Origin of the sequence: Microbacterium sp. USTB-Y, assembly GCF_023703415.1 — a bacterium.
GTDB lineage: Bacteria > Actinomycetota > Actinomycetes > Actinomycetales > Microbacteriaceae > Microbacterium.
Window position 1 is genome coordinate 87,855 of the sequence record NZ_JAGMTU010000002.1, and the last position, 18,236, is coordinate 106,090.

Sequence of the window (18,236 nt, forward strand, 5' to 3'; positions counted from 1 at the left end):
TCTTCTGCGGGAAGCCGCGTTTCGTCTCGGTCTCGCTGCGCTCGTCCTCGCTGACGACCCCGGGGAGATGCAGCTCAGAACTTGATGGCGGCCTGGTAGCGCGGCTTGTGGCCGGTGCGGATGCCCGAGACGCTCGGCTTGTTCTCGTAGACGCCGGCGCCCCAGTTGCCCTCGACGAGCACGGGGCCGTCCGGGCCGACGACGATGTCCCAGCCGACGTACTGCACCTGCGGCACGACGCGGGCCACCTGGTCGACGAACGCCTTGACCTCGTCGATGAGCGGCAGCTGGAAGTCGGCGATGCGGAAGCCCGAGTCGGGGTGCAGCTCGTGCACGTGCCCGTGGGAGTCGTAGCCGGCGCTCACCGCGTGGCCGTCGTCGTCCAGCATCGTGTAGAAGCCGCCGAACGACATCTGGTCGCTGACCTCGCCGCGGCCGAACTTCTGCGCCATCGCGAGGATGTGGGTCTTCTCGCCGTCGAAGAACGCGGTCACCCGGGTCGTGTTGACCGTGCCGGGGCAGACGGCGGCGAGATCGGGGTGCTGGCGGATGACCTCTTCGACGAGCAGGCGGCCCTGGCCCAGCAGGTCGGCGTGGAACGCGTCCCAGTCGGAGACGTCGGCGGCGTGATAGCGGAACACGCCGGAACCGGCCTGGCCCATCGGCGTCTTCACGATGACGGTGCCCTGGCGCTGCACGAAGTCGCGCAGTTCGTCCGCGTTGCCGGGCTTCACGACCATCCACTCGCGGCGGAGGAAGTCCGAGAACTTCTCGTCGAACTCGATCTTGTCGTGGAAGAGGTGCCGGAAGTCGGGATGCGCGTAGCGCTCCGAGATCTGGTTCGACACGGGGTGCGTCATGTAGGTGGCGCGCTCCGCGCGGTTGAGGATCGCGAAGTCGTAGTCGATGTAGTCCTGGAACCCGACGTTGTGGCGGCCGGCGGACCACAGCATGTCCACCACCACGGCGGGGACGGCCTTGCCGTGCTGCGCGGACGCCTCCTTGGCGCGCTCGATCACCGAGCCGACATTGATGCGACGGGCGCGCTCGGCGAGATAGCCGAGACGGGACTTGAGGCCGAGGCCGTTCGAGGGCATGCGTACTCCGGGTCGAGGATCGGGAACCGGTCCATTCTAGGCGGCGATGCTCCGAGACCCCCGGGACGAGCCCTCGCCGCGGAGGGGCGGTCGCGCCGCGCCGCTAGGCTGGGACGGTGACCGCACTGCTCCCCGCCTCCGATTCGCGGAGCGCGATGCTGCGAGCGGTGGTGTCGCGCTCGGCCCTCGCGGAGGGCGCGGCGAGGGCCGTCGCCGCCGCAGGCGCAGGGGTCGCCGATCTGCGCAGGGATGCCTGGGGGCACGGGCTGCTCGAGACCGCGCGGATCGCGCAGCGCGCCGGCGTCGACGCGGTGCGCGTGGACGGAGCCGACGAGGTCGCGCTGCTCGCCGCCGAGGGGATCGTCGCCACGTGCGAGCGCCGGCCCGACCTGGATCCGGCGCTGTTCTACGGCCTTCCGGACGCGTCCGCCACCGTGGCGGGCGAGCCGGCGATGAGCGCGGTCGGCCGCGTGCTGTCCACGAAGGACATCGCCGCGGGCTCCGGGGTGTCCTACGGCTACATCCATCGGGCCCCCGTCGATTCGCGCCTGGCCCTCGTCACGGGCGGCTACGCCCAGGGCGTCGTGCGGGCCCTCGGGAGCCGCGCATCGGTCGAGATCGACGGCGTCGTGCACCCGATCGTCGGCCGGATCGCGATGGACGTGTGCGTGGTCGACATCGGCGACGCCGAGGTGATTCCCGGAGCAGCCGCGATCTTCTTCGGGGGCCGCGGCCCTCTCGCCGCCGGACTCGCCGAGTGGGCGCGGATCACGGGGATGACCCCGGGCGAGCTCGCCGCCGTGCTCGGACAGCGGACGGAGCGCGTGTGGCTGGACTGAACGGACCAGTGCTGCGCGCCGACGAGGCCGTGCTGCGGGCGAACATCGCCGCGGTGCAGGCCCGGGTCACCCCTGCCGAGCTGATGATGGTCGTCAAAGACGACGGCTACGGACTCGGCGCCGACTGGGCCTCACGGGTGGCTGTGGATGCCGGAGTGGGCTGGCTCGGCACCTATGACATCCCGACCGCCGTCCAGCTGCGCGCAGCAGTCGGCCCGCAGCCGCGGCTCTTCGCCTGGGTGACCTCGTCCGACGAGGAGATCGCCGCGGCGCTGCACGCGCACATCGACCTCGGCGTGGGCAGCGTCGAGTATCTCGAGCGCGTGATCGTGCAGGCGGATGCGACGGGGTTCCGCGCGCGGATCCACCTCAAGATCGACACAGGGCTGCACCGCAACGGCCTGTCCGCCGCGGAGTGGGACGACGGCGTCCGCATCGCGCTGGACGCCCAGCACCGCGGGATGATCGACCTCGTCGGCGCCTGGAGCCACCTCGCGGAGGCCAGCGACGCGGAGGACGACGCCGCGCAGGCGCGATTCCTCGCGGCGGTGACCCGGGCGGAGACGCTCGGCGCACAGTTGCCGTATCAGCACCTGACGGCGTCCGCGGCGACCTGGGAGCGCCCGGAGCTGCGCGGCACGCTCGTGCGCGTCGGGGCGTTCTGCTTCGGCGTGCGGTCTGCGGACGGCCCCGACCTGCCCGGAATCGCCCCGGCGGCCGAGCTCGTGGCCCCGGTACGGCGGATCGAGGACGACGAGGTCGTCATCGGCGCCGGATCGTTCGACGGGCTGCCCAGCACCCTCGCCCGTCGGGTGCGGGTCGGCACCCCCGGCGGCGCGCGGGAGCTCAGGTCCGTGGGGATCGACGAGATGCGCGTCGAGGCGTGGCAGGGAGCGAGCGTGGGCGACGAGGTCGTCGTCTTCGGGCGGGGACGATGCGGCGAGGAGTCGCCCACGACCCTGGCCGAAGCCGTCGGGACCGTGGGCGAGGAGATCCTCTGCCGTCTCACGCCGAGCGTGCGCCGCGAGTACCGCTGAACCGGCCCGAGCGACGAAAACGCCCGATGTCGGGTGACACCGGGCGCTTCTGTGCATCCGCGGCCGGTCGTCGTGGCCGCGGACCTCGGGCTCTCAGGACGCTTCGCTGAGGCGCGACGTCTCGTCGTGCCAGCTCGTGGCCACGGCCCGCAGCTTCTCTTCGTACTTGCGTCCGTGGTGGGCGCAGTAGAGCAGCTCGTGCCCGTTGACCACGGCGGCGATGTAGGCCTGGGCTCCGCAGGCGTCGCATCGGTCCATCGCCGTGAGGCGGGGGATGACGGTGGCATCCCGTTCGGTCGTCGCGTTCATCTCGATGCCTCCTTGGTGTATCGGGTCCGCTGTGAGGTGTGCTCAATACAACCACGCAGACCTGGGAGTCATGCCCGCGAGACGGCGTGTTTCGCTCAGCGCGTACGAAGGCTCTGCGGGTCCGGATCGCGGTAGGAGTGTCGACCGCCGTACGCCTGCGGGCCTCGATACGATTGAGGATTGTGACAGCCGAGTACTCCGCCCATCATCTCCAGGTCCTCGAAGGGCTCGAAGCGGTCCGCAAGCGACCCGGCATGTACATCGGCTCGAACGGCTCGCCGGGCCTCATGCACTGCCTCTGGGAGATCATCGACAACGCCGTGGACGAGGCCGTCGCCGGCAACGGATCCAAGATCGACATCATCCTGCACCCCGACGGGAGCGTCGAGGTGCACGATCGCGGACGGGGAATCCCCGTGGATGTGGAACCCCGCACCGGACTCACGGGCGTGGAGGTCGTCTTCACCAAGCTGCACGCCGGCGGCAAGTTCGGCGGCGGCTCGTACGCCGCCTCGGGCGGGCTGCACGGCGTGGGCGCCTCGGTCGTGAACGCTCTCTCCGAGCGCCTCGACGTCGAGGTGGACCGCGGCGGCAAGGTCTACGCGATGTCGTTCCGTCGCGGCGAGCCCGGTCTGTTCACCGACGACGGCGAGAAGCGCCCCGATGCGCCGTTCGCGCCGTTCCAGGACAAGAGCGAGCTGCGCGTGATCGGGAAGGCGGCCAAGGGCGCCACCGGCACCCGGATCCGCTACTGGGCGGACCGGCAGATCTTCACGAAGGACGCGGCCTTCCAGCTCGCCGACCTCGAGAACCGCGCCAGGCAGACCGCCTTCCTCGTACCAGGACTGGAGCTCGTCGTCCACGACGAGCGCGTGCCGGCGGGCTCGGACGCAGAGTCCGACGCGTCGGCCGCCGCCGTCGGCAACGAGACCTCGTATCACTACGAGGGCGGCATCTCGGAGTTCGTGGAGTACCTCGCGACCGATGCGCCCGTGACCGACACCTGGCGGGTGCAGGGGGAGGGGACCTTCAAGGAGACCGTCCCCGTGCTGCAGCCGGACGGGCACATGGTGGCGACCGAGGTGGAGCGGGTCTGCGCCGTCGACATCGCCCTGCGCTGGGGCACCGGGTACGAGACCACCACCCGGTCCTTCGTCAACATCATCGCGACCCCCAAGGGCGGCACCCATCAGCAGGGCTTCGAGCAGGAGCTCCTCAAGGTGCTCCGGGCCCAGGTCGAGCAGAACGCGCGACGGCTCAAGGTCGGCAACGACAAGCTGGAGAAGGACGACGTGCTCGCCGGCCTCACCGCCGTGCTCACGGTCAACGTCCCCGAACCGCAGTTCGAGGGGCAGACCAAGGAGGTGCTCGGGACTCCCGCGGTGCGGCAGATCGTGGCCCAGGTGCTCCGCAAGGACCTGGGTGAGCGGTTCAGCTCGCCCAAGCGCGACGACAAGAGCCAGGCGGCTCAGCTGCTCGACAAGATCGTCGCCGAGATGAAGGCGCGCGTCTCGGCGCGCGCCCACAAGGAGACGCAGCGCCGCAAGAACGCGCTCGAGTCCTCTTCTCTGCCCGCGAAGCTCGTGGACTGCCGCTCGACCGATGTGGCGCAGACCGAGCTCTTCATCGTCGAGGGCGATTCCGCGCTCGGCACCGCCAAGCACGCCCGCACGAGCGAGTACCAGGCTCTGCTGCCCATCCGCGGCAAGATCCTGAACGTGCAGAAGGCCTCGGTCAGCGACATGCTGTCCAATGTCGAATGCGCCTCGATCATCCAGGTGATCGGCGCCGGCTCCGGGCGCTCCTTCGACCTCAGCACCGCCCGCTACGGGAAGATCATCCTGATGAGCGACGCGGATGTCGACGGCGCGCACATCCGCACGCTGCTGCTCACGCTCTTCTACCGGTACATGCGACCGCTCATCGAGGACGGACGCGTGTTCGCCGCGGTGCCGCCGCTGCATCGGGTGATCGTGATGAACCCCGGATCCAAGCCCAACGAGACCATCTACACGTACAGCGAGGGCGAGCTGCACACGCTGCTCGCGAAGCTGCGCAAGCAGAACAAGCGCTGGCACGAGCCGATCCAGCGATACAAGGGTCTCGGCGAGATGGATGCGGAACAGCTCGCCTCCACGACGATGGACCGCTCCGGACGGCTGCTGCGCCGTGTGCGCATGGAGGATGCCGAAGCCGCCGGCCGGGTGTTCGAGCTCCTGATGGGCAACGAGGTCGCTCCGCGGCGCGAGTTCATCATCGACTCCTCCGACCGCTTGGCCCGCGAGGCGATCGACGCCTGATGATCGCGCTCGCACCGGGCGTGTCACTGCGCCCTGCGCGCCCGGGGGACGTCGATACGGTCGCGGCGCTCAAGGAGCGCGTGCTGCGCGGGGATCTCGAACCGCTGGTCGGCTGGGATCCGGCGCGCTCGCGCGCCCGTGTCGTGGAGCACTTCTCCCCGGCGCACACGTGGATGATCCTCGTCGACGGCGAGACCGCGGGCACGATCACCCTGCGTCCCGACCGCGATGCGCTGTGGCTGGAGATGTTCTATCTGGACGAACGGCACCAGGGACGGGGCATCGGAACCTCCCTCCTTCGCGCCGTGCTGAGGGATGCGCCCGTCGATCGGCCGCTGCGGCTCCAGGTGCTCGTCGGCTCCGCGGCCCTGCGCCTGTACGAGCGGCACGGCTTCATCGTCGAGGAGAACGACGGCGTGGACATCTGGATGCGCCGCGACCCGCGCGCGGCTGCCGAGTCCGTCCCGGCGCCTTGACAGACTGAGACGATGGTCGCGCTCGTCTCCGCCCCCACGAATCTCGGACTGCGTCCGCCCGTGCGCGGCGGCGTGCCCGGCACGGCCAAGGCCCCGGAAGCCCTGCGGGAGGCCGGCCTGCATCGTCGGCTCCATGCCGGGGGCGCGGTCGACGCCGGCGTCGTGCTGCCCGGACGCTATGTGGACGATGACGGACGGCGCCCGAAGGGAACAGTGCGCAACCAGGCGGCGATCGTCGATCACGCGCGGCGACTCGCCCATCGGCTGTTCGAGATCCGGGAGTCGGGTGAGGCCCCTCTCGTGCTCGGCGGAGACTGCAGCCTCGTGATCGCCGCAGGACTGGCGTCGCGGGTGAGCGGCGGCGGGGGACTGGTGCACATCGACGGGCACACCGACTTCCGTCATCCGGGCAACAGCGCCGCCGTCGGCAGCGTCGCGGGCGAGGACCTGGCGATCGCGGTCGGCCGTCATGCGCCCGAGCTCGCCGGGATCGACGGGCTCGGGCCGTACTTCGATGCCGGCCGCGTGGCGCACATCGGGCACCGCTACGAGGACGCCTTCGCCGAGGAGGTGCGCGACGCGATCGCCCTCGTCGTCCCCGCCGATGAGGTGATCCTGCACGGAGCGGCGCGGGCCGCGTCCCGCGTGCGGGCGATCGAAGGGAGGGGGCGCGACTACTGGATCCAGGTCGACGTCGACGTGCTCGACCCCGTGCACATGCCCGCCGTGGACAGCCCCGATCCCGGCGGCCTCGCCCCCGATGAGCTGACCGCCCTGCTGCGCGCCCTCGCGCCGCACGCGTGGGGTGCCTCGGTGACGGTGTTCGATCCGGATCTGGATCCGGGCGGCGGCCATGCCTCGACCCTCGTCGACGTGATCGCCGAAGGTCTCGCCGAGCTCGGGACGGCTCTCCGCGAGGACTGATGCTCAGCGCGAGGAACGCGCGGACACGGCGGCGCGATAGACGCGGATCAGCCCTTCGCGGTGGGCGCTCTGTGTGACGTGAGGCCGGTGCGCGATGGCGGCCGCGCTCATGCCCGCGACCCGGGCGGGATCGTCGCGCAGCGCGGCGAGCGCCTCGGCGAGCCCCGCGGCATCCGGTCGTGGTGCGACCAGATGACCGTCGGGCGGCAGAGCCTCGGACAGGTCGGGATCCGCGACGATCACCGGCAGACCGGCGGCGACCGCCTCGAGGAGCACCATCGGCTGATTGTCGAAGTCGAAGGAGCTGGACACGAACACGTGCGCCGCGCGCATCGCCGAGAGCACGTCGGCCTGGGTCACGGAGCCGCGCACGTCCACGCGTCCCGGCCCCATCCGGGCAGCCTCGCGGGCGACCGCCCGGCGCGAGATCCCGTCGCCCAGCATCACGGCCTCGACCCCCGGGGTGCGGGACACGGCGTCGAGGAAGACCTCGGGGCGCTTCTCGGGCGACAGCCGGCCGCACCACAGCGCCCGCAGCGGAGCCCCGGGTTCCGGCCGGCGTTCGGCGGGCGTCCCGAGCGCCGCGAGCACGGTGCCCTCGAGCCCGTTCGAGAGCACGTCCACGGGGGTCCGCACCCCCTGCGCGACGAGCTTCGCAGCGAAGTGCGTCGACGGCACGATCACCCGGTCTGCGCGCTGAGCCTGGCTCACCATGAGCCGCCACATGCGCCGTGCCGTGCGACTGCGGGCGTAGGGGGCGCTCGTGTCGAGGCGGACCGCTCGCGAACCGGGGCCGGCACCGAGCCCGCGCCGATGCAGCCCGGCGAGCAGAGCCGTCGTGATCGCCGGCAGCGGGAGCACCGCGCGCGTGTAGACGTCGATGCGCCCGTGCATGGTCTGGACGAGCGGGATCCGCAGCGCTCGCGCGGCACGATACGCGGCGAGGGCGGCGAACATCTCGGTGTGCACGTGCACGACGTCGAAGCCCGCGAGAGCGCGTTCGAGCTGGCGGGCGGCGTCTCGCAGCGGCCACGTGAACGGGTAGCCGTCGGGTGCGAATCCGCGCGCGGTCGGCAGCCGGACCACGGTCGGATCGGGGGAGGGCTCCGCGAGCGGTGCGAAAACGGTGACCTCGTGCCCTGCGTCCATGAGTTCTTCGCGGTGAGCCTTGATCGCGGTCTGCACGCCGCCGAGCGTCGGCAGGTAATAGTCGGTGACCATCGCGATGCGCACCGTCCCACTCTAGGCGCGGCCGGACGCCGCCCCGCAGGCGCCGGAGCTCCCCAGGGCCGGGCGATCGTGCCTTAGCATCGGGGCATGTCTGCGTCCTCCCGGCCCGTCCTCGTGACCGGAGCCGGGGGATTCCTCGGCGGGTACGTCGTGCGCGAACTCAGGGCCCACGGCATCCCGGTCCTGGCCTCGGGACGCGATGCGCAGGCGCTCGCGCGGGTGGCCGCGCCGGAGGAGACGCTGGTCTCGTCCCTGGCCGGGCTTCCCGGTGCGGTGCGCCCGGTCGACGCGATCGTGCACTGCGCCGCGCTGTCCTCGCCCTGGGGGCGTCGGAGCGACTTCGCGGCAGCCAACGTCGAAGGCACCGCCGCGGCCGTGTCGTTCGCCGAGAAGAGCGGAGCGCGCCGGTTCGTGTTCGTGTCGTCGCCGAGCGTCTACGCCGCGGCGCGTGATCGGATCGGCATCCGGGAGGACGACGTCGACCCCGGCAACCGCCTGAACGACTACATCCGTTCCAAGCTCGCCGCCGAGGAGCTGCTGCGCGAGGCGCAGCGGGCGGGACGGATCCCCGAGCTCGTGATCGTGCGTCCGCGCGGACTGATCGGCGCGGGGGATCCGAGCCTCGTCCCACGGCTCATCGCCGTGCACCGTCGCATCGGCGTGCCGCTCTTCGACGACGGGCGCAACCTCATCGACGTCACCGCGGTGGAGAACGCGGCGAGCGCCCTCCGCCTCGCGCTGCGCGCGGGCGATCCGGCCGGCGGCGTCTACAACATCAGTAACGGCGACCCCCGGCCGTTCCGCGAGCTGCTCGAGGGGCTGCTGTCACGGCTCGGCGAGACGCCCCGGTTCCGACGGCTGTCACGGCGCGGTGCCTGGACGCTCGCGGCGTCGCTCGAGGGGATCTGCCGGGCGCTTCCGGGGAGACCGGAGCCGCCGCTGACCCGGTACACGCTCTCGACGATCGCCTATGCGCAGACGCTCGACATCTCCCGGGCCCGCTCCGAGCTGGGCTACGCGCCGGTCGTGTCACTGGACGAGGCGCTCGACCGCGCCGTGGCCGACCTGCGTGCACGGGCGGAGCGTGCGGCATGACGCGCCGGCTGAGGCACTATGCCTGCGGGAGCACGGTGCACGACATCGGCGTCCTCTTCCGCGGCGCCGGACGCGCGGTGCGAGAGTTCCCGTCCGGGGTGTTCCTCTACGAGCCGGGGGACGGGCGCCGGATCCTCGTCGACACCGGATACGCTCCCGAGCCCTGGGACACGGGGTGGCGCGGCGCCGTCTACCGGCGCATCCTGCCGCCGAGCATGGCCGCCGAAGAGGACGTCGCGCGTCAGCTCGCGGACGACGGCGTCGCTCCCGAGAGCGTCACCCATCTCGTGCTGAGCCACCTCCACCCGGACCACATCGGAGGTGTCGGGCTCTTTCCGGCGGCGCGCATCGTGACGACCGCCGGACAGCTCGAGACGCTGCGGCGGGCGCGCCTGCGCGACGCGATCCTGCCCGGTCTGCTGCCGGCCTGGTTCCCCGGGCCGGATCCGCTCGTCCTGGCGCGGAGCGATTTCGCCCCGACGGAGGTCGCGGGCGTGGGCCTGAGCGTCGCGGATCCGTTCCCCGGGGCGGGCGTGCGGATCGTGGATCTGCCCGGGCACGCGAACGGGCACATCGGCGTGCTCGTCGATGACCGCGTGCTGCTCGCCGGAGATGCCGCCTGGGGCTCCGATCTGCTCGCCGAGGAGCCGCGGATGCGTTCCCTGCCGCGGGCTCTCCAGCACGACGGCGACGCCTACGGCGACACAGCGGGCAGGCTGGTGGCGCTCTCGCACGCCGGGATCCGAGTGGTCTGCAGTCACGATCCGATCGGCGACCGAGAGCTGCTCCCGAGATGAGCAGGCTGCGGATCGTCGCGGAGTTCGCCGCCACGCGCTGGTTCCGGCCGTTGCGCAGGCGCGCCGCGGTGGAGCGTCGGCAGCGGCGCCTGCTGCGTCGCCATCTCCGATTCCTCCGTCGCAGATCCGCCTACTTCCGACCCCTGCTCGCTGAGCGATCCGCGGGTCTCGCGGCGCTCCCGCTCATGGACAAGGGCATCATGATGGAGCGCTTCGACGAGCTGAACACGGTCGGGGTCCATCGCGAGGACGCGTTGCGGACCGCGCTCGCGAACGAGCGCTCGCGCGACTTCGCCGCCGACGTCCGGGGCTGCTCGATCGGACTGTCCAGCGGCACGAGCGGGCACCGCGGCCTCTTCCTCGTGAGCCGCGCGGAACGAGAGGCCTGGGCCGGGACGATGCTCGCGCGCACGCTGCCGCGCGGACGGATCCTCGGACACCGCATCGCGCTGTTCCTGCGTGCCGACAACACGCTGTACGAAGCGGTGGGATCCCGCGCCGTCTCCTTCTCCTACTTCGATGTGTTCGCGGAGATGACGGAGAACCTCGATCGTCTCGACCGCTACGCGCCGACGATCCTGGTCGGACCCCCCTCAGTGCTGCTCGCGATCGCCCGCGCGGCGGAGAGGGGCGAGATCGCCGTGCACCCGGAGAAGGTCTACGCGGTCGCCGAGGTGCTCGAGGTCTCCGATGAGCGCAGGATCGCGGCCGGGCTGGGACAGGAGCGGATCCATCAGCTCTATCAATGCACCGAGGGATTCCTCGCGCACACCTGCGAGGAGGGCGTTCTGCACCTCAACGAGGACGGCGTGCTCATCGAGCGGGAGCCGCTGGGCGGCGGCCGGTTCGTGCCTGTCGTGACGGATCTGCGTCGCCGGGCGCAGCCCATCGTGCGCTACCGTCTGGGCGATGTGCTCCGGGAGCGCGACGTCCCCTGCCCGTGCGGGAGCGCCCTGACCGCGGTCGCCCGGATCGAGGGGCGCGAGGGCGACACCCTGCAGCTGCCGGGCCGGGACGGGGGTGTCGTCGAGGTGTTCGCCGATCTCGTCTCCCGCGCCGTGGTCTACGCGGACGGGGTGGCGGAGTACCGCATCGTGCAGACGGGGCGCCGGGAGCTGGAGGTCGGCATCGAGGCGGCCGGCGACACGCCGCTCGCGGTCGCGCGGGCGCACGTCGCGGCGGAGCTGGGATCCTTGGCGGACCGCCTCGGCGCGGTGCGGGCCCAGGTGCGCTTCGTGACCTACGCGCCGGAGCCGGGGCGGAAGCTGCGTCGCGTCGAGCGACGCTGGAGGGGGGAGCAGGACGATGCGGAGCTGTGAGATCGCGGGGTGGGGCAGCATGCTTCCGGGCCGGACGGTGCGGTTCGGCGAGAGCGTGCGCTATCGCATCGAGGATGACGTGTCGCACCTCGACATGCTCGCCGGGGCGGCGCGGCGCGCCATCGCGCACGCCGGCCTGACGACCGATGACGTCGATCTCGTGCTGGGGGCGTCCGCCGCGGGGGTGCAGCCGATCCCGTGCACCGCGGCACTGGTCTGGGAGCGTCTCACCTCGGCCGGCCATGCCGCCGCCTTCGATGTGAACTCGACCTGCACGAGCTTCGTCACAGCCCTGGACATCGCCTCCCGGTATCTCGACGACGGCGACCATCGGACGGTGCTCGTGGTCGCCGGCGACGTCGCCTCGCGGTTCCTCAACCCCGACCAGCAGGAGAGCTTCGAGCTGTTCAGCGATGCCGCGGTGGCGGTCGTGCTGCGCCGTGCCACGGCGCCCGATCGCGGGGTGGTGTCGAGCCTGCAGCAGACCTGGCCCGCACACGCGCACGACACGGAGCTGCGCGGGGGCCTGTCGCACGCGCCCGCCCAGCAGTACGCGGCGGCCGATCCGGCCGATTACCTCTTCGACATGGATGGACGGCGTGCGCTGCTCGGGATGATGCGCGTCCTGCCCGATTTCTTCGACCGCTTCCTGCGCAGGGCGGGCCTCGTCCACGATGACATCTCCCTGTGGATCCCGCATCAGGCCTCGGCGGCGCTCGGGCCGATGCTCGACCGGATCGGCGTGCCGGCGGATCGCCGTGTCGACGAGGTCGAGGCGTTCGGCAACATGGTCTCCGCGTCCGTGCCGTTCATGCTGACCCGGGCGCTCGAGTCCGGCCGCATCGCCACGGGCGACACCGTCGTCCTGTGCGGCACTGCCGCCGGCCTCACCGCCAACGCGCTCGCGCTGCGGCTCTGAACGGCGAGGGGGCGGAGGTCAGGCTCCGAGCACCCCGCCGATCGAGCCGATCACGCCGTCGATCGGCTGGCCGGAGGCGTCGCGCTTCGCTCCGACGTCCGGCAGCGTGCGCGCCGAACCGTCGGGGCCGACCGCGAGCGCCGGCTCCGTGCCGACCCAGGCCAGCGTGAGCCGATCCTCGCCCTTCAGGAACGCGTGCGCGCGGACGCCGCCGGTGGCGCGGCCCTTCCCGGGGAACTCGGTGAAACGCGATGCCTTGGCGCGCCCGGCGTCGGTGCCGGCGATCATGCCTGCGGCTCCCGAGACGGTCACGACGATGGCGTCGTCGCCGGCGTCCAGGACGGAGAACGCGATGACCTCGGCCTTGGCGCCGAGCTTGATGCCGGCCATGCCGCCGGCCGGAGCGCCCTGGGGGCGCACGCCCGACGCGGCGAAGTGCAGCAGCTGCGCGTCGCTGGTCACGAACACGAGTTCGGCGTCGTCGGGCGCCGAGCCCGCGCCGACCACGACATCCCCGGGCTTCATGCCGATGATCTCCAGCTCCGGCTTCACCGCGAGAGTCGACGGGACGACGCGCTTCACGACGCCCGTCCTGGTGCCGACGGCGAGCGGAGTGTCGTCGTCGAACCGGATGAGGGCGAGGATCCGCTCGCTCTTGTCGAGCAGCCCGATGTAGTCGCGCAGCGGAACGCCGGCCGCGAGGTGGACGGACGCCGACGGCACCGAGGGGAGATCCATCGCGGTGAAACGCAGGACGCGTCCGGCGGAGGTGACCGCGCCGATCTCGGTGCGCGTGGTCGTCGTGAGCGTCGAGAGGACCGCATCGTGCTTGCTGCGCCGCGCAGCGGGGGAGAGCACCTGGCCCGGCTCCAGGTCGACCCGCACCGCACGACCGGTGGTCGAGAGCACGACGACGGTGGGCGCGTCGGCGATCTGCGTGTCCACTGGTCCCTTGGCGGCGCGCGCCTTGGGGGGCGCCGCGTTGAGGAGCAGGGTGCGCCGCGGGGTTCCGTAGGCCTCTGCGGCCGCGTCGAGTTCGGTCGCGACCTGGGCGCGCAGCAACGCCTCGCTGCCGAGCAGCTCCTGCAGCGCGGCGATCTCGGCGAGCAGCTGGTCGCGCTCGGTCTCCAGCTCGATGCGGGAGAACTTGGTGAGGCGCCGCAGGCGCAGCTCGAGGATGTACTCGGCCTGGCGCTCGCTGAGGTCGAAGACGCTCTGCAGGCGGGTGCGGGCCTGTTCCGAATCGTCCGAGGAGCGGATGACCTGGATGACCTCGTCGATGTCGAGGATCGCGATGAGCAGACCCTCCACGAGGTGCAGGCGCTCCTCGCGGCGGGCGAGGCGGAAGCGGCTGCGCCGCGTGACGACCTCGAGGCGGTGCCGCACGTAGACGCTGAGGAGCTCCTTGAGCCCGAGGGTGCGCGGCTGCCCGTCGACGAGGGCGACGTTGTTGATGCTGAACGAGTCCTCGAGCGGAGTCAGCCGGTACAGCTGCTCCAGCACGGCGTTCGGGTCGAAACCGGTCTTGATGCCGATCTGGATCCGCATGCCGTGGTTGCGGTCGGTGAGGTCGTTGACGTCGCTGATGCCCTGGAGCTTCTTCGCCTGCACCGCGTCGCGGATCTTCTCGATCACGCGCTCGGGGCCGACCATGTAGGGCAGTTCCGTGACGACGATGCCGGTCCGGCGCGGGCCGAGGGGCTCGATCGAGACCTTGCCGCGCACCTTGAACGCCCCGCGGCCGTTCGCGTAGGCGTCGCGGACGCCGTCGAGGCCCATCACGATCCCGCCCGAGGGGAAGTCGGGGCCGGGGACGAACTCCATGAGCTCCTCGGTCGTCGCCTCGGGGTGCTCGAGCAGATGGATGGCCGCAGCGACGACCTCGATGAGGTTGTGCGGCGCCATGTTGGTCGCCATTCCCACGGCGATGCCGCTGGCTCCGTTGACGAGCAGGTTGGGGAACGCGGCCGGCAGCACGGACGGCTGCTGGAACTGGCCGTCGTAGTTGGGCACGAAGTCGACGACGTCCTCGTCCAGGCTCTCCGTCAGTGCGAGGGAGGACGGCGCGAGACGTGCCTCGGTGTACCGGGACGCCGCAGGCCCGTCGTCGAGCGAGCCGAAGTTGCCATGGCCGTCGACGAGCGGCAGGCGCAGCGAGAACGGCTGCGCGAGACGGACGAGCGCGTCGTAGATCGCGGAGTCGCCGTGCGGATGCAGCTTGCCCATCACGTCGCCGACGACGCGCGCGCTCTTCACGTGCCCGCGGTCGGGCCGCAGGCCCATCTCCGCCATCTGGAACAGGATCCGCCGCTGCACGGGCTTGAGTCCGTCCCGGGCGTCCGGGAGGGCGCGGGAGTAGATGACCGAGTACGCGTATTCCAGGAAGGAGCCCTGCATCTCGCTCGACAGATCGATGTCCTGGATGCGCTCTTCGATCGGCTCGGGCGGCGTGGTGCGGGGCATGGGCTTCCTGCGGTAATCGGGAGGCGGCGGAGCGGTTCTCGACGCCGGACCGCGCCGGTCTCTGTGCGAGACTGACTCGGATGACCCTTATGCTACCGGCGATCCCGTCGTCCCCCCGGAGCATCACCGGGGTGGCGCACGACCTGCTCGGCGCGCTCGACGGCCGCGCGGGAGCCCTCCCGGCGGCGCGATCGGCCGTCCTCGTGGTCATGGACGGGCTCGGCGCGATCCCGCTGAGGGCGCATGCCGGCCATGCGCGGCGTCTGACCGCGGCGATGGCCAAGAAGGACGTGCTCTCCAGCGTCTTCCCCTCGACGACAGCCGCGGCGCTCACGAGCCTGCTCACCGGGGTGGATCCGGGCCGGCACGGTCTCGTGGGCTACGAAGTGCGTGACCCGCGCACCGGGACGATCGTGAACCAGCTCTCGGGCTGGGAGAAGGCGAAGGCGGATCCCCGCGAGTGGCAGCGCACGCCGACCGTCTTCGAGACCGCGGCGGCCGGCGGCCGTCCCTCCTTCGCCGTCGGGCTTGCGGAGTACGCGCGCAGCGGATTCTCGGCGGCGACTCTGCGCGGCGCCGAGTTCCATGCGGCACGGACGGCGTCGGAGCGCATGGCACTGGCGCTGAACCTCGCCGAGGAGCATGAGGGCGCGATGGTCTACTGCTATCTTCCCGAGGCGGACAAGGCCGGGCACAAGCACGGCATGGCGTCGGGGGAGTGGGTCGCGGCGCTCGAGGAGCTCGACGCGGCGATCCCCGCGACGGTCCCCGACGGCGTCGGTCTGCTCGTGACCGCCGACCACGGGATGGTCGACGTCCCCGCGTCCCGGCACCTCGTCATCGACGGACGCAGCCCCCTGCAGGACGGCGTCGCGGCGATCGCCGGTGAGCCCCGCATGCTGCACGTCTACCTGGAGGATCCCGCGCGGACCGACGAAGCCGCGGCGCGATGGGCCGCCGGAGTGGACGGGGCGGCCGACGTCCTCACTCGTGCGCAGGCCGTGCGGGGAGGTCTGTTCGGATCCGGAACCACCTCGGAGGCGCAGTCGCGGATCGGCGACCTCGTGGTCCCGGCGCGGGGCCTGTGGGCCTTGTACGACGGCGCGGCAGCGGATCAGCGGTCGCAGGGCATGATCGGCCAGCACGGTTCGTTGAGCGCGGAGGAGCTGCGCGTGCCGCTCATCCGCCTCGGTGCGTTCGCCCGCTGAGCGACCTCCCCGAGGGCGGCACGACACGGCGACGACGGAGCCCGGCCAGATCCGGCCGCGCCGTCAGTCCTCGCTGCGGGCTCCGAACACGATCTCGTCCCAGGAGGGCATGCCCCGGCGCCGGCGGCGCGAGCCGGAGTCTCCGTCGATCGACGCCGGCGCCTCGGACTCCTCCGGAGCGGGCTCCGGCTGATAGCCCGGCTCCAGCGCGTCGAAGAGGGCGAGCGGACGGGAGTCGTCGCTCTCCTCGTCGACACGGGGACGGGCCTCGCGCTGACCGCGTCGACGGCGCAGTGCCTCCAGCAGGTCGGCGGTGTCGGACGGAGTGGCCGGGGCGAACGACGCGCTGCGCGTGGCCGCCTCCTGTGCGTTCGAGGACGACTGGGGGTGGCGTGCGGAACGCGGCTCGGGCGCGTCCGTCGATCCTTCGTCGCCGGTGGTCTCGGACGCCTCGGCCGGAGCGGCCGGCGCAGGCACGAGGCGCGGGCCGAAGGCGCCGGAGTCGAACCGGGTCTCGTCCTTGTAGGGCGACGGGCGGTCCTTGTCCAGGGCGCGCAGGCGCGGGATCAGCCCCTCCGGCAGCGAGCCCTGCCGGGACAGCTGCGTCGCATCGGCGTTGAGCGGTGCAAGGGCGCTGCGGCGCGGGTCGAAGCTCCAGCGCGCGTCGTGCTCGACCTCGTTCGCGGTGAACTCGAGCTTGACGATCCAGCCGCTGTCGTCCTTCCAGCTCGCCCAGCGCTCGTCGGCCGCCGCCAGCTCGGCCAGCTTCGCCCTGATCGCGACTCCGAAGGTGGGCTGGGCGTCGGGTTCGACCTCGCTCCCGATCAGCACGGGGACCGCGAGCGCCTGGCCGACGATGTGCTCGCGCTCGGCGAGCACCGGGCCCTCGAACCGCTGCACGACCTCGAGGCCGACGCCGAGCAGCTCCGCCACCTCGGCCGCGGACATGCCCGCCCGGACATGGGCCTGGATCTCCCGGGGGCTGGCGGCGAGCGGAGCGGGCTTCTCCTCGCGTCCGGCCTTCGCCCGGCGCAGCTCGGTGCGCAGCACCTCGTCGATGGGCAGGGCGAATCGTTCCCCCGACTCGGTGGCGAGGACGAGGACGTCCTCCTCTGCGCCGACGATCGTGACGTGTTCCATGGCTTCAGCCCCTCAGGATGAGTGTCGATTCATGGTGTCATGGGCCGGGGCGGGCGCAGGGAATATCGTGGGCGCGCCGTGAGTTCCGGTGGGATGGATCGAGTGGCATTTGCGATTTGCACGCGCGTCATGCAAACTATGGGCCGCCGAACACCCCCGGCTCCCGCCACTCGCAGGATGAAAGTGGAGATCCATGGCAACCGATTACGACGCCCCGCGCAAGAGCGAAGACGAGAGCGAGTCCATCGAGGCTCTCAAGGAGCGCGTCCCCGACAAGCTGTCGGGATCGATCGATGTCGAGGATTCGGACAACCCGGGTGGCTTCGACCTTCCCGGGGCGGACCTCTCCGACGTCGAGCTCGACGTCGTGGTGCTGCCCCCGCAGGAGGACGAGTTCACCTGTGTCAGCTGTTTCCTCGTGAAGCATCGCTCACAGCTCGATCACGAGGACAAGGCAGGCCCCATCTGCAAGGAATGCGCGGCCTGATTCCTCGACGCTGCTCGCGCCCGGACCATCCTGGTTCCGGGCGCGTTCTGCGTTCTCGGGCCGAACCGGAAGCAGAAGGCTCAGACCGAGGCCGCGTCCGTCGCCGCGGAGGCGCGGGCGGCCTCGATCGCGGCCGCCAGCCGATCCGGAGTGCGCGTCGAGATCGTCCAGCTCGGCGCAGGGTCGGCCGGATCGGTGTTGGGCACGATCACGACGCCGTCGATGCCGCCCCGGATGAGGTGCCAGCCGCGGGCCGGGAGCGCCGGGCCACGGGCCTGCCGGGCGTCCTCGCCGGTCCGGATCTCGGGTGCGCCGAGCCAGGAGGCGTCGATCCATGCACGACCCGCGCGCAGAACGCGCCGATCCACCTCGACGCGTGGCGAGCCGGCGATCATCAGCGCGATGATGGCGATCGTGGCGACCACGCCGATCGCGAGGGCGATGACGGATCCGGCGGGGACGAACACCAGGGTGATCATCGGACCGCCCAGCGCTGCCGCGAGGAACAGCCAGAGGCTCGGCGCGAGACGCTCGCGATAGCGGACGACGGCGGAAGCGGGGCGGGCGTCGCCCGGTGCGTTCTGCATTAGCCTCTT

General features: G+C 71.6%; 17 protein-coding genes. 11 read left to right on the forward strand and 6 right to left on the reverse strand.

The features are described from left to right. Positions 1–74: 74 nt before the first annotated feature. A complete protein-coding gene (locus tag J8G10_RS04045) occupies positions 75–1,097 on the reverse strand; it encodes a sugar-transfer associated ATP-grasp domain-containing protein (RefSeq protein WP_251439530.1) in 1,023 nt (340 codons plus the stop codon). Positions 1,098–1,213: 116 nt separating this feature from the next. On the opposite strand from J8G10_RS04045, the gene J8G10_RS04050 reads away from it, so the two are divergent. Then, on the forward strand, positions 1,214–1,936 hold the full coding sequence (locus J8G10_RS04050; RefSeq protein ID WP_251439532.1) for an alanine racemase C-terminal domain-containing protein: 723 nt from the start codon (positions 1,214–1,216) through the stop codon (positions 1,934–1,936). Further along, positions 1,924–2,973, forward strand: a complete 1,050-nt coding sequence (locus tag J8G10_RS04055) for an alanine racemase (protein ID WP_251439534.1) — start codon at positions 1,924–1,926, stop codon at positions 2,971–2,973. The genes J8G10_RS04050 and J8G10_RS04055 overlap by 13 nt, the downstream gene beginning before the upstream one ends. 93 nt (positions 2,974–3,066) lie before the next feature. On the opposite strand, the gene J8G10_RS04060 is transcribed toward J8G10_RS04055, so the two are convergent. Next, complete coding sequence (locus tag J8G10_RS04060) at positions 3,067–3,282, reverse strand: hypothetical protein (protein WP_251439536.1); 216 nt, start codon at positions 3,280–3,282, stop codon at positions 3,067–3,069. Positions 3,283–3,464: 182 nt separating this feature from the next. Here J8G10_RS04060 and J8G10_RS04065 point away from each other — a divergent pair, with 182 nt between their 5' ends. From J8G10_RS04065 to J8G10_RS04075, 3 genes are read left to right on the forward strand one after another with little or no spacing between them, the layout of a single operon-like run. Next, positions 3,465–5,582: a type IIA DNA topoisomerase subunit B gene (locus tag J8G10_RS04065; protein ID WP_374208757.1), complete on the forward strand. Its 2,118-nt coding sequence runs from the start codon at positions 3,465–3,467 to the stop codon at positions 5,580–5,582. After that, positions 5,582–6,058 carry a GNAT family N-acetyltransferase gene (locus J8G10_RS04070; RefSeq protein WP_251439538.1) on the forward strand — a complete coding sequence of 159 codons (477 nt, stop codon included), beginning with the start codon at positions 5,582–5,584 and terminating at the stop codon, positions 6,056–6,058. Before J8G10_RS04065 ends, J8G10_RS04070 begins: the two co-directional genes overlap by 1 nt. A 12-nt stretch (positions 6,059–6,070) precedes the next feature. Further along, entirely contained in the window at positions 6,071–6,982 is a 912-nt protein-coding gene (locus tag J8G10_RS04075; protein WP_251439540.1) for an arginase family protein, read from the forward strand. A 3-nt stretch (positions 6,983–6,985) separates the two neighbouring features. On the opposite strand, the gene J8G10_RS04080 is transcribed toward J8G10_RS04075, so the two are convergent. After that, positions 6,986–8,215 carry a glycosyltransferase gene (locus J8G10_RS04080; RefSeq protein ID WP_251439542.1) on the reverse strand — a complete coding sequence of 410 codons (1,230 nt, stop codon included), beginning with the start codon at positions 8,213–8,215 and terminating at the stop codon, positions 6,986–6,988. A gap of 84 nt (positions 8,216–8,299) precedes the next feature. Between J8G10_RS04080 and J8G10_RS04085 the strand changes: the two genes are divergently transcribed. Genes J8G10_RS04085 through J8G10_RS04100 form a run of 4 tightly spaced genes read left to right on the forward strand, consistent with a single transcriptional unit; the run spans position 8,300 to position 12,342 of the window. Beyond that, positions 8,300–9,307: an NAD(P)-dependent oxidoreductase gene (locus tag J8G10_RS04085; protein ID WP_251439544.1), complete on the forward strand. Its 1,008-nt coding sequence runs from the start codon at positions 8,300–8,302 to the stop codon at positions 9,305–9,307. Continuing rightward, the gene (locus J8G10_RS04090; RefSeq protein WP_251439546.1) at positions 9,304–10,104 is read left to right on the forward strand and encodes an MBL fold metallo-hydrolase; all 801 of its coding nucleotides are present in this window, start codon (positions 9,304–9,306) and stop codon (positions 10,102–10,104) included. The genes J8G10_RS04085 and J8G10_RS04090 overlap by 4 nt, the downstream gene beginning before the upstream one ends. Next, entirely contained in the window at positions 10,101–11,423 is a 1,323-nt protein-coding gene (locus J8G10_RS04095) for a F390 synthetase-related protein (RefSeq protein ID WP_251439548.1), read from the forward strand. Before J8G10_RS04090 ends, J8G10_RS04095 begins: the two co-directional genes overlap by 4 nt. Next, a complete protein-coding gene (locus tag J8G10_RS04100) occupies positions 11,410–12,342 on the forward strand; it encodes a 3-oxoacyl-ACP synthase III family protein (protein ID WP_251439550.1) in 933 nt (310 codons plus the stop codon). Before J8G10_RS04095 ends, J8G10_RS04100 begins: the two co-directional genes overlap by 14 nt. 18 nt (positions 12,343–12,360) lie before the next feature. Here the strand turns inward: J8G10_RS04100 and J8G10_RS04105 are convergent, their stop codons facing one another. Beyond that, positions 12,361–14,805 carry a DNA topoisomerase (ATP-hydrolyzing) subunit A gene (locus J8G10_RS04105; RefSeq protein ID WP_251439552.1) on the reverse strand — a complete coding sequence of 815 codons (2,445 nt, stop codon included), beginning with the start codon at positions 14,803–14,805 and terminating at the stop codon, positions 12,361–12,363. Positions 14,806–14,885: 80 nt separating this feature from the next. Here J8G10_RS04105 and J8G10_RS04110 point away from each other — a divergent pair, with 80 nt between their 5' ends. After that, a complete protein-coding gene (locus J8G10_RS04110) occupies positions 14,886–16,013 on the forward strand; it encodes an alkaline phosphatase family protein (protein ID WP_251439554.1) in 1,128 nt (375 codons plus the stop codon). 63 nt (positions 16,014–16,076) lie between these two features. Here the strand turns inward: J8G10_RS04110 and sepH are convergent, their stop codons facing one another. Beyond that, positions 16,077–17,153: a septation protein SepH gene (sepH, locus tag J8G10_RS04115; RefSeq protein WP_251439555.1), complete on the reverse strand. Its 1,077-nt coding sequence runs from the start codon at positions 17,151–17,153 to the stop codon at positions 16,077–16,079. Positions 17,154–17,346: 193 nt separating this feature from the next. On the opposite strand from sepH, the gene J8G10_RS04120 reads away from it, so the two are divergent. Continuing rightward, positions 17,347–17,640 carry a DUF4193 domain-containing protein gene (locus tag J8G10_RS04120; RefSeq protein WP_233310015.1) on the forward strand — a complete coding sequence of 98 codons (294 nt, stop codon included), beginning with the start codon at positions 17,347–17,349 and terminating at the stop codon, positions 17,638–17,640. A gap of 80 nt (positions 17,641–17,720) precedes the next feature. Here the strand turns inward: J8G10_RS04120 and J8G10_RS04125 are convergent, their stop codons facing one another. Next, positions 17,721–18,227 carry a DUF3093 domain-containing protein gene (locus J8G10_RS04125; protein ID WP_251439556.1) on the reverse strand — a complete coding sequence of 169 codons (507 nt, stop codon included), beginning with the start codon at positions 18,225–18,227 and terminating at the stop codon, positions 17,721–17,723. Positions 18,228–18,236 lie beyond the last annotated feature (9 nt).

Excerpts from the sequence above, each read along its gene's own strand:
- J8G10_RS04045 (WP_251439530.1), bottom strand. The coding sequence starts at position 1,097 with ATGCCCTCGAACGGCCTCGGCCTCAAGTCCCGTCTCGGCTATCTCGCC.
- J8G10_RS04060 (WP_251439536.1), bottom strand. The coding sequence starts at position 3,282 with ATGAACGCGACGACCGAACGGGATGCCACCGTCATCCCCCGCCTCACG.
- J8G10_RS04070 (WP_251439538.1), top strand. The coding sequence starts at position 5,582 with ATGATCGCGCTCGCACCGGGCGTGTCACTGCGCCCTGCGCGCCCGGGG.
- J8G10_RS04075 (WP_251439540.1), top strand. The coding sequence starts at position 6,071 with ATGGTCGCGCTCGTCTCCGCCCCCACGAATCTCGGACTGCGTCCGCCC.
- J8G10_RS04085 (WP_251439544.1), top strand. The coding sequence starts at position 8,300 with ATGTCTGCGTCCTCCCGGCCCGTCCTCGTGACCGGAGCCGGGGGATTC.
- J8G10_RS04090 (WP_251439546.1), top strand. The coding sequence starts at position 9,304 with ATGACGCGCCGGCTGAGGCACTATGCCTGCGGGAGCACGGTGCACGAC.
- J8G10_RS04095 (WP_251439548.1), top strand. The coding sequence starts at position 10,101 with ATGAGCAGGCTGCGGATCGTCGCGGAGTTCGCCGCCACGCGCTGGTTC.
- J8G10_RS04100 (WP_251439550.1), top strand. The coding sequence starts at position 11,410 with ATGCGGAGCTGTGAGATCGCGGGGTGGGGCAGCATGCTTCCGGGCCGG.
- J8G10_RS04105 (WP_251439552.1), bottom strand. The coding sequence starts at position 14,805 with ATGCCCCGCACCACGCCGCCCGAGCCGATCGAAGAGCGCATCCAGGAC.
- J8G10_RS04110 (WP_251439554.1), top strand. The coding sequence starts at position 14,886 with ATGACCCTTATGCTACCGGCGATCCCGTCGTCCCCCCGGAGCATCACC.
- sepH (WP_251439555.1), bottom strand. The coding sequence starts at position 17,153 with ATGGAACACGTCACGATCGTCGGCGCAGAGGAGGACGTCCTCGTCCTC.
- J8G10_RS04120 (WP_233310015.1), top strand. The coding sequence starts at position 17,347 with ATGGCAACCGATTACGACGCCCCGCGCAAGAGCGAAGACGAGAGCGAG.
- J8G10_RS04125 (WP_251439556.1), bottom strand. The coding sequence starts at position 18,227 with ATGCAGAACGCACCGGGCGACGCCCGCCCCGCTTCCGCCGTCGTCCGC.